Source organism: Brucella cytisi, assembly GCF_038433355.1.
In the GTDB taxonomy this organism is placed as follows: Bacteria; Pseudomonadota; Alphaproteobacteria; order Rhizobiales; family Rhizobiaceae; genus Brucella; species Brucella cytisi.
Genome location: NZ_JBCAUP010000012.1, coordinates 1 through 16,115, shown reverse-complemented (window position 1 = coordinate 16,115; position 16,115 = coordinate 1). Strand labels below are relative to the sequence as shown.

Here is a 16,115-nt window from a genome sequence, read left to right as displayed (position 1 = left end):
GATGAGGCTGTGGCGCTTGTATCATAGCAAGTGTCCAGGGAGGAAAAAATGTTTTGGTGCGGGTTGGCATGTCGTATCGGCATGACCTTGTTTGGGCTTCAGCTGTGCATCGCTTATGCGAATGCCACTGATGCTGCTTGTGCTTATCGTGGTGCGCTGGACGAGCGCTATTGCGACGAGAACCGCGACCTTGTCGCAGATACTCCCAAAGACGCTTCCCAGTGGCGTGATCCGCAAACACTCGTATGGGCTTATTCGCCCATCGAAGACCCGGCGGTTTATGCGCGGCTCTTCAAGCCGTTCACCCAGCATCTTGAAGCCTGCCTTGGACGGCAGATCATTTATTATCCGATTCAGTCCAGTGCTGATGAAGTTGAGGCGATGCGTTCAGGACGCTTGCATTTTGCCGGATTCTCTACAGGACCGACAATTGAGGCAGTCAATCGCGCGGGTGCTGTTCCTTTTGCCGCCAAAGGCACTGGTGATCAGATGCGCGGCTATCGGCTGGTCGCGGTCGTGCGCGCGGACTCGCCCTATCAAAAGCTGGGTGATATTAAAGGACATCGCGTCGCCCATGCATCATTGTTCTCGAATTCTGGCAATGTCGCGCCACGCGCACTCTTCCCAAAAGAAGGCCTCACGCCGGGGCAAGACTATCCGCCTATCATGTCAGGCGGGCACGATAAATCGATCCTCGGCGTTGTCGCCGGTGATTACGATATGGCGGCTGTAGCCTCCGATGTGCTTGAACGCATGATCGAGCGGGGGCTTGTGAAGCGTGATGCGGTTCGTCTGATTTATCAGAGCGACCTGTTTCCAACCTCCTCATTTGCCTATGCTCACAATCTTGCGCCGTATCTCGTGGCGGAGATGAAGCGCTGCTTCTTCAACTTCACATTCACGCCTGAAATGAGAGCCGAGTTTCAGGGTGACGATCACTTTATTCCCATAGATTACGCAGCCGCGTGGTCCCTGGTGCGCGAGGTGAGCGAGAAGGCTGGCGCACCGCCTCCATAATTCGCTTCACAGCAAGCGACCAATTCGCATGGCATGTCTCTGAGTGCCAGCTCCCGCAGCAAGCCAGAACACAGTCAACTGCAACCCGATTGGGTTACGGTGGGGTCACTTCGGCTCAAAGTGGATAAAATAATGAGCTTTTACAAGCAACTAACCTACAAATACAAGGTCTATAATGCCGACCCCACGACACTGATCGGGATTATTCTGGCAATCGCTTTTGCTTATCTGATTGCAGCGCCAATCGTGCTGCTTTTGTCAGATGCAATGATTGTCCAATTTGCTGATCGGGCACGCTCGGGCCAGCAGATTGGTGAAGTGACCTTCTATTATCTCAACCGTGCGTTCTTCTCAGCGATTTCGACGGATGTGTTCTGGCGTCCGCTTTGGAACACAGCAATCATCGCACTTGGTTCGATTGCCTTTGCGCTTGTCACGGGCATTCCGCTGGCATGGCTTTTGAGCCGCACAAACTTACCGGGCAAGAAGTGGTTCTCGACAGCATTGATCGTTCCTTACATGCTGCCGTCGTGGACCTTCGCGTTGGCTTGGCTGACGCTGTTTAAAAATCGCACCACCGGTGGTCAGCCAAGCTGGATGGAAGCTTTGGGCTTCTCGCCACCTGATTGGCTTGCTTACGGCATGTTGCCAATCACACTCATTCTGGCCATGCACTATACGCCATTCGTGATCCTGCTTTTCGGCAATGCGTTGCGGCAGTTTGATTCCACGCTTGAAGATTCAGCCCGTGTCATGGGCGCAGGCAAATTGCTGATCGCGCGTCGCATCATTCTTCCATTGATGCTGCCCTCGCTTGTGTCGGCTTCAACGCTGATCTTCGCCAAATGTCTCGGTGACTTCGGTGTCGCCTATATTCTTGGCGTGCCGGTTGGCTTTGACGTGCTGGCGACGTCTCTCTTCCGCGCAATTTCGACCAGTCAGGCCGGCATGAGTGCCGTTCTTGCGGCAACCATTGTCGTGCTCGGGAGCATTTCGATCTTCCTCGATATGTATCTGCTCAAGGAAGCGCGCCGTTTCGTCACTATTGGCAACAAGGGTTCTATGAATCGTCAGACAGACCTCAGACGCTTCCGTGTGCCTGCGTTCAGCTTTGCCGCACTCATGTTCGTTGTCAGCGCGTTCATTCCGCTAATGGCGCTTCTGCTGACGACGGTTATGCGCGTGCCCGGCGTTTTCACACTTGATAATTTCACGCTGGATTTCTGGATCGGCACCGATCTTAACACCACTGCGATGAGCAATGGCATCCTCCTGACCGGGGAGTTCTGGAAAGCGACCTGGAACACGCTCTGGATCGTCGGCTCGGCTGCCTTGGGTGCGGGGCTGCTGGGTCTTCTGGTCGGTTATGTCGTGGCTCGCACGCCGGTTTCGCTTGTCGGCACGTTTCTGCGTCAGGTGACATTCCTGCCTTATCTGGTTCCGGGCATTGCATTTGCTGCAGCCTATCTCACGATGTTTGCAGTGCAGCGTGGTCCGCTTCCAGCCCTTTACGGAACGCCGATCCTGTTGGTCCTCGCGATCCTTGCCGATCAGATGCCATTCGCATCGCGTGCGGGTATCTCGGCGATGATGCAGCTTGGCAAAGCGCCTGAAGAAGCGGCCCAGATCGTGGGTGCCGGTTTCTGGCGTCGTCTGGTTTCGATTGTAGCGCCGATCCAGAAAGGCTCACTGGTTTCAGGTATTCTGTTGCCGTTTATCTCTGGCATCAAAGGCTTGAGCCTCGTTGTCGTGCTGGCTGTGCCGGGCACGGATGTTCTCACCACTTATGCATTGCGCCTCGTGGATTACAGCTACAGCCAGGCCGCAAATGCAGTCGTTCTGATGATCTGCGTCATCGCCTTTGGCGGCACGGTCATCGTTCAAAAACTCACCAACAGCAAATTGTCTGACGGATTGGGAGGCAAATAATGTCGAGCATTACAATTCGCGATGTCAGAAAGAGCTACGGCAAAGCCGCCCGCGCCGCAGTTGAAAAGCTTTCACTCGAAATTCCAAAGTCGGAGTTTCTCTGCCTGCTTGGACCTTCTGGCTGCGGCAAGACGACGACGCTGCGCATGATTGCAGGTCTTGAATACCCAACCGAAGGTCAGATCCTCGTTGATGGTCAGAAGATCGTGTCGGTCGATGACGGCATTTATGTGCCGCCAGAAAAGCGTGGCATGGGGCTGGTGTTCCAGAACTATGCCCTTTGGCCGCATATGACGGTTGAACAAAATGTCGAGTTCGGTTTGAAGCTGCATAAGGTCGCCAAGGCTGAGCGTCAGCGTATTGTCAACGACGTTCTGCAGAAGCTTGGCATCGAGCGTTATCACGACCGTTTGCCAGCACAGATGTCTGGCGGTCAGCAGCAGCGCGTAGCGCTTGCGCGTATGCTGGCGCTTAAGCCCGATATTATTCTGCTCGACGAACCACTTTCCAATCTCGATGCGAAGCTGCGTCTTGAAATGCGCGCGGAACTCAAGCGTATTCATCAGGAAATGGGCTCGACGGTCGTATTCGTAACCCACGATCAATGGGAGGCCATGACATTGGCAACCACGATTGCGGTGATGAGCGAAGGCGAGTTGCAACAGCTTGGCACGCCTGACGACATTTACGAGCGCCCGGCCAATCGCTTTGTGGCCGAATTCATCGGCAATCTGCCGATCAATATCATCGAGCTTAACGACAGCAATAACGGTGCGCTGGCGACATGGGCACGCGATTACCTCAAGGCGCAGGGCATTGCGGCAAGCAATGTCGGTTCCGTCGGTATTCGGCCGGAATCCGTTCGTCTCAGCCATAAGCCTGTCGAGCACGGATGTGTGGCCAAAGTGGTCGATATCGTGCCCACCGGTGGTAGCTGGATCGTCGAAATGTCAATTCATGGCGAGCAGTATTTTGCAATCGCTGCAGATGCTCCAGCCCGGAAGGCTGGCGATGAAATCTGGTTCCATGTCGAACGGAGCCACGTCCATGTGTTCTGCAAAGAAGGCAAGCGCATCAGCGACTGAAAAGAGGCGCATCGAATGCGCGTCGATGCTTTCACTTTCAAACAATAATCATCAACGTTGGAGGAAATAATGAGTTCAACCATTCGCAAATGTGCGGCCCTTTCATTGAGCGCCGCACTTCTGGCAAGCACGGCTGCCTTCGCAGAGCCTGTCGCTGAAATCGGTATCAAGGATGCGGATTATTCGCTCGAAGCACTGATTGAAGCGGCCAGGAAAGAGCCTGGCATTACCGTTGTGGATGCCACTGGCAAGATCGTCACCATGGCTGAAGCCTTCACCGCAAAATACGGTGTGAAGGCTACAGGCGTGAAGATGAACGGCCAGAACCAGGAGCAGGTCATTCTGCGCGAAGCGGCTGCGAACAATGTTCGCACGGACGTCTTCAACATGAGCAATCTGCCGTCAGTTACGTCGGAAATCATCGTTCAGGGCGCAGGTCTCAGCTGGCTTCCCGTCGATCTCAAGGGTCAGGTGCCCGTGGAATATCAGAACCCGGCAATCACCAGCCTTAACCCATGGGTGTGGGCCTATAACTCGGATGTCCATGGCGATAAGTGTCCGATCGACAATATCTGGGCATTGACCACGGAAGAATGGAAGGGCCGCATTGCTATCCCTGATCCGCTACTGCGCAACGAAACCATGTTCTGGTTCAATCAGATTGCCGAGCATGATGATGAAGCCATGCGCAAGGCATATGAAGAGTTCTTCGGTGAGCCTCTGAAAACTGACGAAGCAAGCGCGACTGCTGAGTGGGTCAAGCGCTTCGCAAAGAACCGCCCGAGCGTTACGCGGAGCGATACGGAAGTCGGTCCGATCATCGGTGCAAAGGGGCAGGAAAAGCCATTTATGGGCTTCCTCAGCACCTCGATTTTCCGTGATGCCAAGAAGAATGGCTACTCGATGGGCATTTGTACAGGCATGAAACCCTGGGCCGGACAGCTTACTCCACGCGTTGCCGTTATCGCATCGGGTACGAAAAGCCCGAATGCGTCGAAGCTCTTCGTGCATTACATGATGACGGAAGAGGGCATGGCTCCGCAGTTGGCAGACGGAAAGATTTCGTCGAACAAGGACGCGAAGATTCCAGAAAGCGAGGTGTCTGGCATCGTGAAAGTCATCGACCAGCTCTATGTTCCACATTCCGAGACCGCTGAAAGCGACTATTCAAAGCTTCAGGATTGGCAGGATTTCTGGACCATCAATTCGCGCTAAGTCGCGATTGAGTTCGTCTAAACCGACCATGCGGCGACGCAAAAATTGGTCACGCTGCGCGGGTATGAGACCGCCGGGAGGGCGCAGTCCAAGCGGAGGCTCACACGCGCGCGACGATTTTTTGAGGTGAATTTTAGCCAGCCTTTCCGGCGCGGCTGTTGCTGTTCATTTCAAGGATATTGACGTGGCGATCGATGCTCCAGCCGGCACAGGTTCAGATGTTTGACCGCGTCGAACCCAATGGCGGCGAGTTGGATTGCCTGCTTCACCGCCACATGCAGAGCTCGCCGCGTCAGTGTGCGCAAGGATCAACACGCTTTTAACTGACCGAAAATTTGCGACACAGCCGATGGCTGCGCACGAATGTACGCAGCCCCGTTGTTCAGTGCAGTGAGGTGCTTGCTGCAAGCCGTTCATCCTTGTTGTGTAGTGCGAAGCGGTCGATCATGTCAGCACTCGCTTCGTTGAAGCCGAGGACCTCGACCTCGTCACCCCCCTGACGGAACTTCAATACGATCTTGTCCAACGCGCCAACTGCAGTGATGTCCCAGAGATGGGCTTTTGTGAGATCTATGATGATCCGCTTACCCTTCTCTGTGAATTCGAACGCATGGATGAAAGCTTCTGCCGATGCAAAAAAGACCTGCCCCTCAACGACATAGTTGACACTGTTTTGTTTTGCGTCCTCCTTCCGCGTGACCCTGAACAGTCGTGCCACCTTGCCAGCAAAAAAAATGCCAGACAGCAGGACGCCGACGATCACGCCCTTTGCCAGATCATGTGTTGCGACGACAGTGGTGACTGTCGCCAGCATCACAACGGAGGACGGAAGCGGGTGGCGTCTCAGGTCGAGGATCGACTGCCAGGAGAACGTACCAATGGAAACCATAATCATGACTGCAACAAGCGCGGCCATCGGAATGATCCGGACGAGGTCGTTGAGAACGACGATCAGGAAGAGCAGGAAGGCGCCTGCCACAAACGTCGAAAGCCGTCCGCGGCCACCTGATGTCACGTTGATGACTGACTGGCCAATCATGGCACAGCCGCCCATGCCACCTATCAATGCCGATGCAATATTTCCGGCGCCCTGACCAACACATTCCTGGCTCTTGTTGCTCGGCGTGTCAGTCATATCGTCGACGATCTGCGCGGTGAGCAGCGATTCCAGCAGACCGACAGCGGCGAGCGTGACCGAATATGGGAAGATGATCTGCAGCGTCTCCAAGGTCAGCGGTACCTGAGGAAGCATGAGGAAGGGGATCGAAGACGGAAGTTCACCGAGGTTGCCGACGGTGCGCAGGTCCATGCCAAACCACCACGCCGCGGTCGTAAGGACTGCGATGGCCACGAGCGGCGATGGAATAGCCCTGGTCAAGTAGGGGAAGAGGTAGATGATGGCGAGGCCGCACGCGATCATCGCGTAGGTCAGCGTCGGAACTCCAATGAGTTCGGGCAACTGGGCCATGAAGATCAGGATCGCAAGTGCGTTGACGAAGCCCGTAATGACTGATCGGGAGACGAAGCGCATAACGCGGCCGAGCTTGAGCCAACCCGCGACGATCTGAATGATGCCCATCAGAATAGTTGCGGCAAACAGATACTGAAGGCCGTGCTCCTTAACCAATGTAACCATTACAACCGCGGTTGCGGCCGTGGCGGCAGAGATCATGCCCGGCCGACCGCCAACAAAGGCCGCCACACAGGCAATTGCGAAGGATGCGTAGAGACCGACCTTGGGATCGACGCCCGCGATCACTGAGAAGCCAATCGCTTCTGGGATAAGCGCTAGAGCGACAACGATGCCCGAGAGTACATCGCCACGGATGTTGGAGAACCATTCCTGACGGTAGTTTGAAAGAGTTCGCATTTGAGATTTTTCACAGTTGATGCAACGGGCCGGGCAAAGCCCGGTCCACGAAATTGGAAGAGGTTGCGTTGCTGTGTTGTCTGGCGGATCGGCGGCCAGAAGAGCCACCCGGAATTTCACCGGGTCCTTGTGGATGAAGTTAACTAACCCACGCAGTTCGCTTTTGCAAATTCATATGGCTCTGATTTCTCCGCATCACGTAAGACGCTGCCAACGTGCGGACGAGAGGTCGCTTATCCCTTACGCGCATTTTGTTGCTGAAATCTCACATACTGCTTGCCATTCGCGACAATAGAGCGGGTCTAGAGCGGAACTTCCTTGGTTCTATCTCCGTGCCATCGGTCCACAATCAGTCCGGAGATGGTCCTCTTTCGAGAAAAGTGGAGAGAGCTATATAGCTTCTCACGGACCGGACACCGTCGAGGCGTTGAATTTCCATAAGGAAGTTCTCAAGGGATTCCGTATCTTCTGCCCGAACCTTAACCAGCACACAACCGTCTCCAGCAACCGTGTGAAGTTCCTCAACTTGGGGTTTGTCGACGAAAGCCAACAGTTGGCGGGTGGCGTTGTAGCTACTCGTATCGACGACAAGAAAGGTGAGGAGGGTCCGTCCGAGCTTGCAGCCGTCGAGAATAGCTACTGTATTCTTGATTACACCATCGCGCTTCAAGCGCTTGACTCGATCGTGAATAGCGGGAGCGGAAAGGTTTACGATCTTGCTAAGTTCGGCATAGCTTCGAGAAGCATCTTCAGCGAGAAGCCCTAATATTTTTCGGTCGGTTATATCAAGTTCGACCGGACGGTGTCGCTTTTGCCGAACAATATCTGTTTCTTTATGTGATGTGGGCAAAAGAGGTTTACCTCCGAATGAAATGTCTCATATGGGCATAATAGCCGAACATCGTTCGGAATGAAATGATTTACGGAGACTTCCCATGCCAGCCGCGCTATTCGCGCTGGCGATTGGCGCGTTCGGCATTGGCCTGACCGAATTCGTCATCGCCGGCATACTGCCGCAGATCGCCAATGATTTCGGCGTCGATATTCCAACTGCCGGTTTGATGGCCACGACTTACGCTTTGGGCGTCTTTGTCGGCGCTCCGGTTCTAACGGCTTTAGGCGCTAGAATACCGCGCAAGGCGATGTTAATCGGCCTTGCGCTTATTTTCACTCTTGGCAATGTTCTGACCGCGCTTGCGCCAACCTTTCCTATCGCACTGGCGGGCCGCATTTTGACGGCATTCAATCATGGCACATTTTTCGGCATCGGTTCCCTCATTGCAGCCTCCTTGGTTAGCAAGGACAGACAAGCAAGCGCAATCGCCTTCATGTTCTCAGGCCTGACATTGGCCAACCTATTTGGTGTACCTGTGGGCACGTGGCTTGCCCAGGTTTATAATTGGCGATTGGTATTCTGGGTGATCGCTCTGATTGGACTTGTCACAGTTTTCAGCATCGCGCTGCTCGTGCCACGTATCGAAGCTGGCAAAGCCGTCGCCATCAAGGCTGAACTAAGTGCTTTTGTTGATCCGCAGGTTTTGCTTGCCATGGGCATCACAATCTTCGGTCCCGCGGCCTTTTTCACTTCCATCACATACATCGCTCCTATGATGGTCGAAGAAGCCGGGTTTTCAGACACCGGTATCGCGTGGCTGATGGTGGCCTTTGGTCTCGGGCTGGCTGTTGGTAACTGGATCGGCGGTCGCTTCGCTGATAAATCTTTATTCGGTACATTATTCGTGACTCTGGCGGCTCAGGCAGTGATCCTGCTGATATTATGGCTTGGCGTCACCAGTGGTATCTTGGCCTTCGTGTCAGTCTTCCTGATGGCAGCGTTCGGTTTTGCCACAGTTTCGCCGATCCAGAAACTTGTGATGGACCGCGCCAGCCGTGCGGGTGCGCCCACGATGGCAGCGTCAGTGAATATCGGTATGTTCAATCTGGGCAATGCGATCGGTGCATGGGCGGGTGGGGCGACTATTGCAGCTGGATTTGGTTTAGCCTCTCCGAATTGGGCGGGTGCGATCTTGTCGTTTGTGGCACTCGCCTTGGCAGTCATTGCCCGGGCAAGTGCCGGCAACGTATATTCAGTAGCGCCCGCTGAATAGAGGAAACTCAGCCTTCAAATCGTCCCGTACTGTAAACGACGGCGACCTCGAATGGCGTCTTTTGCAAATCAATGTCCGAAAGTCGTCATTCGGTCGCAACCCTATGTGAGCAGGATCCAAATGGGCGTGGAATCAACTGATGCGGCGAACGTAGGATTATCCGTAGCGCGCAAAGATACCGCTGAGGTCGAGTTATTGGGTAAGCCCACGGAAGGCAAGGAGGCGGTCGGAGCCGATGTCCAGAAAGGGGTGCTGCTCGAACTGACAGGTGGGTTTTTTAGCACGTCAGGCCCAGATTTATCCGACAGCCCTAGGTTTCTCAGCAGGGTTGGGCCGGAATTTACCGTTACGTACTTCCCTGAGCGGTATCTATGCCTCAGCCTGTCCGAGGTCCAGAGCTTTGTTGCTTCGAGCGTGACGCTGGACGTTAATTGCGCTTACGTTTTCAGGGAGAGTTTTGATGTGAATGAAAATTTATTATCGAGTTTGTCGATACTCGCGCCGGACTCTGCCGGGGCATCAAATCACCAGGACATGCCAGCAGATGACGATCGACGGGTTGATGTTGTTTGACCGAATGGTCGTGCTTGACGGTACCTGTGGATCGGTGGAAACGGCACCGACGCAGAATGGGTGAACCTGAATTGTTCAGATGGACCCGGCTCAGTCGGCTCGTAACATGGAGAAAAGGAAGTGGGGAACTGGAATCGCATACTGGTGGCTACTACAACCCTTCTGATTGTTCCCGTTCAGACTCACGCGCAGGATGCGGATCTGGCCAAACAACTTTCAAATCCGATAGCATCGCTTATCAGTGTTCCGATGCAGTTGAACTATGACAGTGGGATCGGTCCCTCTGACGGTCACCGGACCACTCTTAATATCCAGCCGGTAATCCCGATATCCCTGAACGAAGATTGGAACCTGATTTCTCGTACTGTCGTTCCGGTGGTGTGGCAATCCGACGTAGCTGGAGATTCAGGCTATCAGTTTGGCCTGGGTGATACGATGCAGAGTTTCTTCTTTTCTCCAAAGAAACCCGGCCCGAACGGGGTAATCTGGGGCGCCGGTCCTGCCTTTCTCTTGCCCACGGGTACTAACGAACTGCTGGGAAGCGAAAAATTCGGCATCGGCCCGACGGCTGTTGCTTTAAAACAACACGGGCCGTGGACATATGGTGCACTGGCAAACCACATCTGGTCTGTTGCTGGTGACGATGAACGAGCCAACGTTAGTTCGACATTCCTCCAGCCTTTCGTCTCGTACACTACAAAGGATGCCTGGACGTTCGCATTGAATACCGAGAGTACCTATGACTGGGAACAGAACGAGTGGAGCGTTCCCGTCAACTTCACTGTAGCGAAACTTGTCAAGTTTGGCGAACAGCCGGTCAACCTACAAGTGGGTGCGCGTTATTGGGCGAAATCGCCTGACAATGGGGCTGATGGATGGGGGTTTCGGACCAGCGTCACATTTCTGTTTCCTAAATAATATACTTGCATGGGCAAGCTAGGCGCGTCGATCTGAAATACAGGTGGCTCGCATGCAAAACAGGGAACTGGCTTTTGTGCATGTGTGCCATACTAAAACTTCCTTCAAAAGCGGTCGTTTGCCAGGCGAGAAGTATACAACGCAACTTGGGTGTACACGTTAGCAAGCGTTAAGGGTGGTGCAGTCCATCCGGATTTTAGACGGGTTCGGGACTTGTCTGCGCCGATGGCGCTGATGCTGAATACGACGTGGCCGCTGCATCTGGCTACTCGGTGAATGATATTGTTTCAGCGACGCTCGGCTACATCGCTGTAGTCACGGACCACAGCAATGGTGGGGCCGAGTTCGACATCATCGAGAAAAGGAGCATATTGGGTTCTAGATCAAAATCGGATCAGCCGCTTTCGAGCGTTAATAGTCTGGGTAGCTTCGTCTCTCCGACACGGGCGATTTTAGAACTGGCTGCTCGCCATCAAGATAGCTGTCGCGGTTGGATGTCGTTTCCACCAGAACCAGCTACTTAGCTTCAATAGCGTACCGCCCAGTCGCGGCACGATTTCTGAAGCAAACTGGCGGCGATGAATAATTGGAGTAAGCCGCCGGTATTACTGCTTTTCATCAGCCGCCAGTGCGAGCTGCCCTTTACGCACCAACGGGCTGTTTTCGATATTCTCGCGAATGCGTGTGCTACCGGGTGTATTCGGCAGCGCTTTCGCTAGATTGCGGGCGTAATCTGTGGGCAATACCGGCGGCAGCATCGGCACGTACCGGTCGACCTTTGCCTCTATGACTACAGGCCCGTTGATTGCAAACGCCTCGTCCAGCACGGCTTCGATTTGTTCATATGTTTCGATGGTGAAACCCCGGGCACCCATGGATACCGCGGCGTTCGCAAAATCAATAGGCGCCAGTTCACATGCGAATTGCGGGTTGCCAAGAAACATCATTTGTTCCCAAGCTATCTGATTGAGCATCCCATTGTTGATAACCAATAGCTTGAGTGACAGTCCGTGGCGGACGGCGGTCGAAAACTCACCCATCTGCATAGCGAAACCGCCATCGCCCACTACACCGTAAAGCGGCCTGTTCGGATAAGCGATGCCCGCGGCGATCGCAAATGGGATGGCAGAGGCCATCGAGGCAAGTGCGCCCGAGACGGCAAAATCATTGTCGAGACTGAGATGTATATGTCGCGCGGCAAGTTCCGTGTTCTGGCCGGAATCGGCCACGAGTATACCGTTATCTGCAATGCGCTGACCGAAGGCTTTTACGACAGCCGCAGGCTTGAGCGTTGTGCCGGCATGCTCCTCTATCTGGATGAGCTTGTCGCGCCAATCGCGCATTCTATGTTGAGACTCGTTCAGAAATGTGCGTTCTTCTTTTCGATGCAACCGTTTGTTAAGCTTGCAAAGCGTCGCTTTTGCGTCTCCGACGAGGCCGGCTTCAATGGGATAACGCAACCCCAAGCGCTGTCCGTCGACGTCGATCTGCACTGCGCGAGCTTCGTCCGGATCGGGATAGTATTCAATGTAGGGGAAGGTCGACCCGACGATCAGCAACGCGTCGCAACGTTTCATGATTGCCTGCGAAGGTTCGGTTCCCAAAATACCGATGCCGCCGGTGCAGTGCGGATGCGCATCCGCCATCACCGTCTTACCGAGCAGCGCCTTGGCGACCGGAGCAGCGAGCAGATCGGCAGTGCACTGGAGTTCCTCACGAGCGCCGATAGCGCCACGTCCCACGAGGATCGCCACTCGTTCGGAACTGTTTAAGATTTCAACGGCACGATCAAGCTCGTCCGGATCAGGTACTGGGAGCCCGGAAAACGTCACGTTCGGTACATGACTGGGGCGATTACGGCGTGATCGCTTGCTTTCCGCAAGTGTTACCTCCTGCACGTCGCTGGCGATGGAAAGATGCGCGACACCGCGCTTTGAAAGGGCAGAACGACAGGCCAAGCTCGCGACATTCTGCATATGGGCCGCATCCTGGACAGCTACGTTATATAGCGAGACATCCCTGAAGATCTGGACTAGATCGACATCCTGCTGAGTGAAGGTATGCTGGAGATCATGAAACTGCATGCCGGTGATGGCAAGTACCGGCAATTGGTCAAGCTTGGCATCGTAAAGGCCTGTCAGAAGATTTGTACCGCCTGGTCCAGAGGTCGCAAGGCAGACACCCAGTCGACCCGTTGCACGGGCATAGCCGGAGGCCATGAAGGCTGCAGACGCCTCATGGCGTACCTGCACGAACTGGATTCTATGTTGTCGGATGCGAAGCGCCTCCATAATCCCGTTGATCCCGTCACCCGGCAGGCCAAAAACGACTTTCACTCCCCACTCTATAAGGGTCTCGACGAGAACGTCGGAGGCATTGTGTGATTGAGCTGTCACGATCGGCTCCTTAATACGAAATGTAATCGCACCTCTAACTTGCGAAAACTTGGTCGGTTCCTCAGTCTATTGTGAGAGTAAGCGCTGAGGGGAGGCACATACATGAGCTCCACTGTCACTATTTCAGAACGCTGCCCGGAAGTCGAAACGCCTGGATCCGGAGCAGAAACCAGATGGCTGATCAGAAATCTGAATACTGCTATTCGTCTCCATGGATGACGACATGGAGAGTTTAATCGCTCAATAAACGCCTGGTACGTGATGTTCACCCTTGAGAAAACTTCATGGTCCGCCAGCCATTGCGCCGACAACGACCAAAACAATTGAATCGACGTCGATTAAACCCTTGACGGCCACCTGGTCCTCTTGCCGCTGCACGCTGAGGCGAAGTGTGTCTCAGCGGCTTGCCGTTCGAGCTCTTCGATGACGGCGTTTGCGGCCTTTGCTTCCATCGTTTCTCCAACCATATCGCGGATACCCATTTCAAGATAACTCCCATTCTTGCGCTCGCAGCCGTCTCTGCATTCGTGTTTGAGCCGGTGGCTCAGAGCGCGGGCAAACAAATGCAACTTTGTACCGAGCACCCATATGGTTGCCACGTTGCCGGCAAGACGGACGTAGATCAGGCAACAAGGCCGGCGTCCGATGATTGATGCGTGTACATCTCTTAACTGTAACAGTTCAAGATTGTTCCGCCTTTAAGAAGCGGGCTGCAGTCGGTAATCGCCAGATAGTCTAAAAGTAATGGCCCCCTCGGGATTTGCACTGGAAATGGAACCGGCGACTGAAATAAAAGTTGGGTGCCTTTGACGAGGACATTCAATATGAGCTCGGGAAAATGGAAAAGTCGTCTCCGGAAGGCAAAAGCGGGTACAGAGCTTGAGCAGGTCGCCGCACTTCCTTATCGCTTCGATAACGGGCGGCTGGAGATTTTGCTCCTGACAACCCGCCGTACCCGGAGGTTTACCTTGCCTAAGGGTTGGCCAATGAAAAAGAAAAGCCTTGGTGAAGCAGCAAGCATAGAAGCGCGGGAAGAAGCAGGGCTTGAAGGTGATCTCTCCACCGACCCAATCGGTCATTTCTTCTATTGGAAGCGTCTACAAAAAGTGTTTGTCCCCGTCAAAGTAAGGGTTTTTCCGCTATATGTAAGGAGGGAATTCGCCAACTGGCGGGAAGACAAGGAACGTTATCGTAAATGGCTGTTCCCGGATGAAGCTCGGCTTCTGATCGATGAGCCAGAACTTGTTAGCCTTCTCGAGACTCTCGATGGAACTGTTACCAAACGGGATCAGGCTGGCAAAGTGGGACACATGGACAAAGAACGCTAACTGCATTCCGGATTGGAGATACTAATGAAACTCCTGCTTTGGGTTTTTCTGGGCATAATGGTCCTGTTGATGGCAGTGGCGTTGTTGCGCGGAATCGACCGGAATTCGATTAGCGAGCAAAACTCACCGCATTCCCTGCAGACCGATCCGCCGAACTGATTTCGCGCAGTAAAAAGACCTAAGATACTTCTGGATCGAGACGCTAAATGTTGCAAGATTTTTTTGACAGAGACGCAAAATACGTTGCACCGGAACTTATTGGGTGGAAGTTTTTCGTTGACGGGGTAGGAGGCATGATTGTCGAAACCGAAGCCTATGGCCGACACGATCCTGCTTCTCATAGCTTCAAAGGCCCGGGTCTCAAAAACAAATCGATGTTTGGTACTCACGGAAGGTCATATATCTATCGAATCTACGGCTTATACTGGTGCATGAATTTCGTTTGTGCCAATGCTTCCGCCGTGCTTCTTCGTGCGATTGCTCCGCTGAAGGGAATAGAACTGATGGAAAAGCGAAGAAACACCAACCGTATCTCTGATTTGTGTTCTGGACCTGGTAAACTCTCTATTGCCTTGGCCCTAACCGGTAAACTGGACGGGGCCTCACTTGCGGAGGAGCCGTTTTCGCTCGAACCTCGTTGTCACGAGTTTCGGATAGAATGCGGTGAACGCATCGGGATAAGATTCGCGAAAGATCAGCAACTAAGGTTTTGGCTTTCCCAAAGCCCTTATGTAAGTCGACCTGGGTCTTAGCCCGCCACACTTATACTGTGTCGGAAAAACAATCTTAGCCGCAGCGTCGCAATGGTAAACTCCTCAAGGCTGCGAGGATTGGATCACAAAAATCACCTGCCAGGCTCAGGCACCTGGCAAAACCAGTTTATCCACATAACAACCCATTGGGGACGAATTGTCATTGCAGTTTGCGGTGCGTTTTATCCGGACGTTGTTTTTATGGGCCAACTTGGATGTTGCCAGACAAGCTAGTACAAGCTCAGTAGATCTTAACGCTTTGCCGCATCGCTTTCCGCAAACGTTCTCTCCAGAAACTGCTCGGTCGTCGCATCGAGGTGAGCCTTGAGCCAATCGGCCATGGCGATCTCTTCCTGTAGGCTCTGCTCGCACGCCTGCACAATATCTTCTTCATTTAGTCTCCGGGCAGCCGCGATCAGTATAGTATATGAAGCAATTTCCATGTTCTCGAACGCAAAACTGGCTAGCGCTCGTGGACAAAGGGTATCCATAGTTTGACTGCAGCGATTGCGACGAAACCGAGGTAGGATTCCTTGGTCTTGTCGTATCGGGTTGCGACCCGTCGCCAGTTCTTGAGCTTGTTGAAGAGGCGCTCGATCTGATTGCGCCATTTGTATTTGGCTTTGTCGTGCGGGATTGGTTGGCGTCTGTTGCTCTTTGTCGGAATGACGGCCTCGATATCGGCGCGGGCGATCTCTTCGCGAATGGCGTCAGCGTCGTACCCCTTGTCGGCGAGGAACGCCTCGATCCGGTCGGAGATCATCCGGAACAAAGGCGCGAAGCCTTGGGTGTCATGCGTTTGTCCGGGCGTCAGGACAAAGCCGAGCGGTCGGCCTTTCGCATCGCACCGGGCATGGAGCCTGGTTGTGAAACCGCCGCGCGATCGGCCAAGCGCCTCGGTCTCTTGAGTCCCCTTTTTATGCC

The 16,115-nt window shown here is 53.9% G+C and carries 14 protein-coding genes and 1 other annotated feature; of the genes, 9 read left to right on the top strand and 5 right to left on the bottom strand.

From position 1 onward, the window contains the following. Nucleotides 1–48 precede the first annotated feature (48 nt). The 4 genes from phnD (at nucleotide 49) to AAE521_RS12855 (ending at nucleotide 5,246) form a co-directional block, all read left to right on the top strand. Nucleotides 49–1,017 carry a phosphate/phosphite/phosphonate ABC transporter substrate-binding protein gene (gene phnD / locus AAE521_RS12870; protein WP_071633786.1) on the top strand — a complete coding sequence of 323 codons (969 nt, stop codon included), beginning with the start codon at nucleotides 49–51 and terminating at the stop codon, nucleotides 1,015–1,017. A 132-nt stretch (nucleotides 1,018–1,149) separates the two neighbouring features. After that, nucleotides 1,150–2,946 (top strand): ABC transporter permease, encoded by a 1,797-nt coding sequence (locus tag AAE521_RS12865; protein WP_342061493.1) that lies wholly within the window; start codon nucleotides 1,150–1,152, stop codon nucleotides 2,944–2,946. Beyond that, the gene (locus AAE521_RS12860; protein ID WP_342061492.1) at nucleotides 2,946–4,031 is read left to right on the top strand and encodes an ABC transporter ATP-binding protein; all 1,086 of its coding nucleotides are present in this window, start codon (nucleotides 2,946–2,948) and stop codon (nucleotides 4,029–4,031) included. Before AAE521_RS12865 ends, AAE521_RS12860 begins: the two co-directional genes overlap by 1 nt. A 69-nt stretch (nucleotides 4,032–4,100) precedes the next feature. Then, nucleotides 4,101–5,246 (top strand): ABC transporter substrate-binding protein, encoded by a 1,146-nt coding sequence (locus AAE521_RS12855; protein ID WP_342061491.1) that lies wholly within the window; start codon nucleotides 4,101–4,103, stop codon nucleotides 5,244–5,246. Between the two features lie 382 nt (nucleotides 5,247–5,628). Here the strand turns inward: AAE521_RS12855 and AAE521_RS12850 are convergent, their stop codons facing one another. Both AAE521_RS12850 and AAE521_RS12845 read right to left on the bottom strand, forming a co-directional pair. Further along, nucleotides 5,629–7,116, bottom strand: a complete 1,488-nt coding sequence (locus tag AAE521_RS12850) for a SulP family inorganic anion transporter (protein WP_342061490.1) — start codon at nucleotides 7,114–7,116, stop codon at nucleotides 5,629–5,631. Between the two features lie 74 nt (nucleotides 7,117–7,190). Further along, nucleotides 7,191–7,246: a sequence feature (sul1 is cis-regulatory element that is thought to sense ions involved in sulfur or methionine metabolism; They are found in Alphaproteobacteria), on the bottom strand. Nucleotides 7,247–7,465: 219 nt separating this feature from the next. Next, nucleotides 7,466–7,966, bottom strand: a complete 501-nt coding sequence (locus AAE521_RS12845; protein ID WP_342061489.1) for an Lrp/AsnC family transcriptional regulator — start codon at nucleotides 7,964–7,966, stop codon at nucleotides 7,466–7,468. An 85-nt stretch (nucleotides 7,967–8,051) separates the two neighbouring features. On the opposite strand from AAE521_RS12845, the gene AAE521_RS12840 reads away from it, so the two are divergent. The 3 genes from AAE521_RS12840 to AAE521_RS12830 all read left to right on the top strand — a co-directional run bounded on the left by AAE521_RS12840 (nucleotide 8,052) and on the right by AAE521_RS12830 (nucleotide 10,715). Further along, complete coding sequence (locus tag AAE521_RS12840; RefSeq protein WP_342061488.1) at nucleotides 8,052–9,224, top strand: MFS transporter; 1,173 nt, start codon at nucleotides 8,052–8,054, stop codon at nucleotides 9,222–9,224. A 120-nt stretch (nucleotides 9,225–9,344) separates the two neighbouring features. Then, nucleotides 9,345–9,797: a hypothetical protein gene (locus AAE521_RS12835; protein WP_342061487.1), complete on the top strand. Its 453-nt coding sequence runs from the start codon at nucleotides 9,345–9,347 to the stop codon at nucleotides 9,795–9,797. 144 nt (nucleotides 9,798–9,941) lie between these two features. Further along, nucleotides 9,942–10,715, top strand: coding sequence for a transporter (locus tag AAE521_RS12830; RefSeq protein ID WP_342061486.1), 774 nt, complete (start codon nucleotides 9,942–9,944; stop codon nucleotides 10,713–10,715). A gap of 605 nt (nucleotides 10,716–11,320) precedes the next feature. Here AAE521_RS12830 and AAE521_RS12825 read toward each other — a convergent pair. After that, complete coding sequence (locus AAE521_RS12825; RefSeq protein WP_342061485.1) at nucleotides 11,321–13,111, bottom strand: thiamine pyrophosphate-binding protein; 1,791 nt, start codon at nucleotides 13,109–13,111, stop codon at nucleotides 11,321–11,323. Nucleotides 13,112–13,935: 824 nt separating this feature from the next. Here AAE521_RS12825 and AAE521_RS12820 point away from each other — a divergent pair. Together AAE521_RS12820 and AAE521_RS12815 are read left to right on the top strand one after the other, a co-directional pair. Next, on the top strand, nucleotides 13,936–14,439 hold the full coding sequence (locus tag AAE521_RS12820; RefSeq protein ID WP_342061484.1) for an NUDIX hydrolase: 504 nt from the start codon (nucleotides 13,936–13,938) through the stop codon (nucleotides 14,437–14,439). A gap of 206 nt (nucleotides 14,440–14,645) precedes the next feature. Beyond that, nucleotides 14,646–15,191 (top strand): DNA-3-methyladenine glycosylase, encoded by a 546-nt coding sequence (locus AAE521_RS12815; RefSeq protein WP_342061483.1) that lies wholly within the window; start codon nucleotides 14,646–14,648, stop codon nucleotides 15,189–15,191. Nucleotides 15,192–15,442: 251 nt separating this feature from the next. Here the strand turns inward: AAE521_RS12815 and AAE521_RS12810 are convergent, their stop codons facing one another. Both AAE521_RS12810 and AAE521_RS12805 read right to left on the bottom strand, forming a co-directional pair. Next, the gene (locus AAE521_RS12810; RefSeq protein WP_342061482.1) at nucleotides 15,443–15,682 is read right to left on the bottom strand and encodes a DUF892 family protein; all 240 of its coding nucleotides are present in this window, start codon (nucleotides 15,680–15,682) and stop codon (nucleotides 15,443–15,445) included. Continuing rightward, a partial coding sequence (locus tag AAE521_RS12805) for an IS5 family transposase (RefSeq protein ID WP_342061481.1) occupies nucleotides 15,655–16,115 on the bottom strand: 461 nt, incomplete at its 5' end. The genes AAE521_RS12810 and AAE521_RS12805, both read right to left, overlap by 28 nt.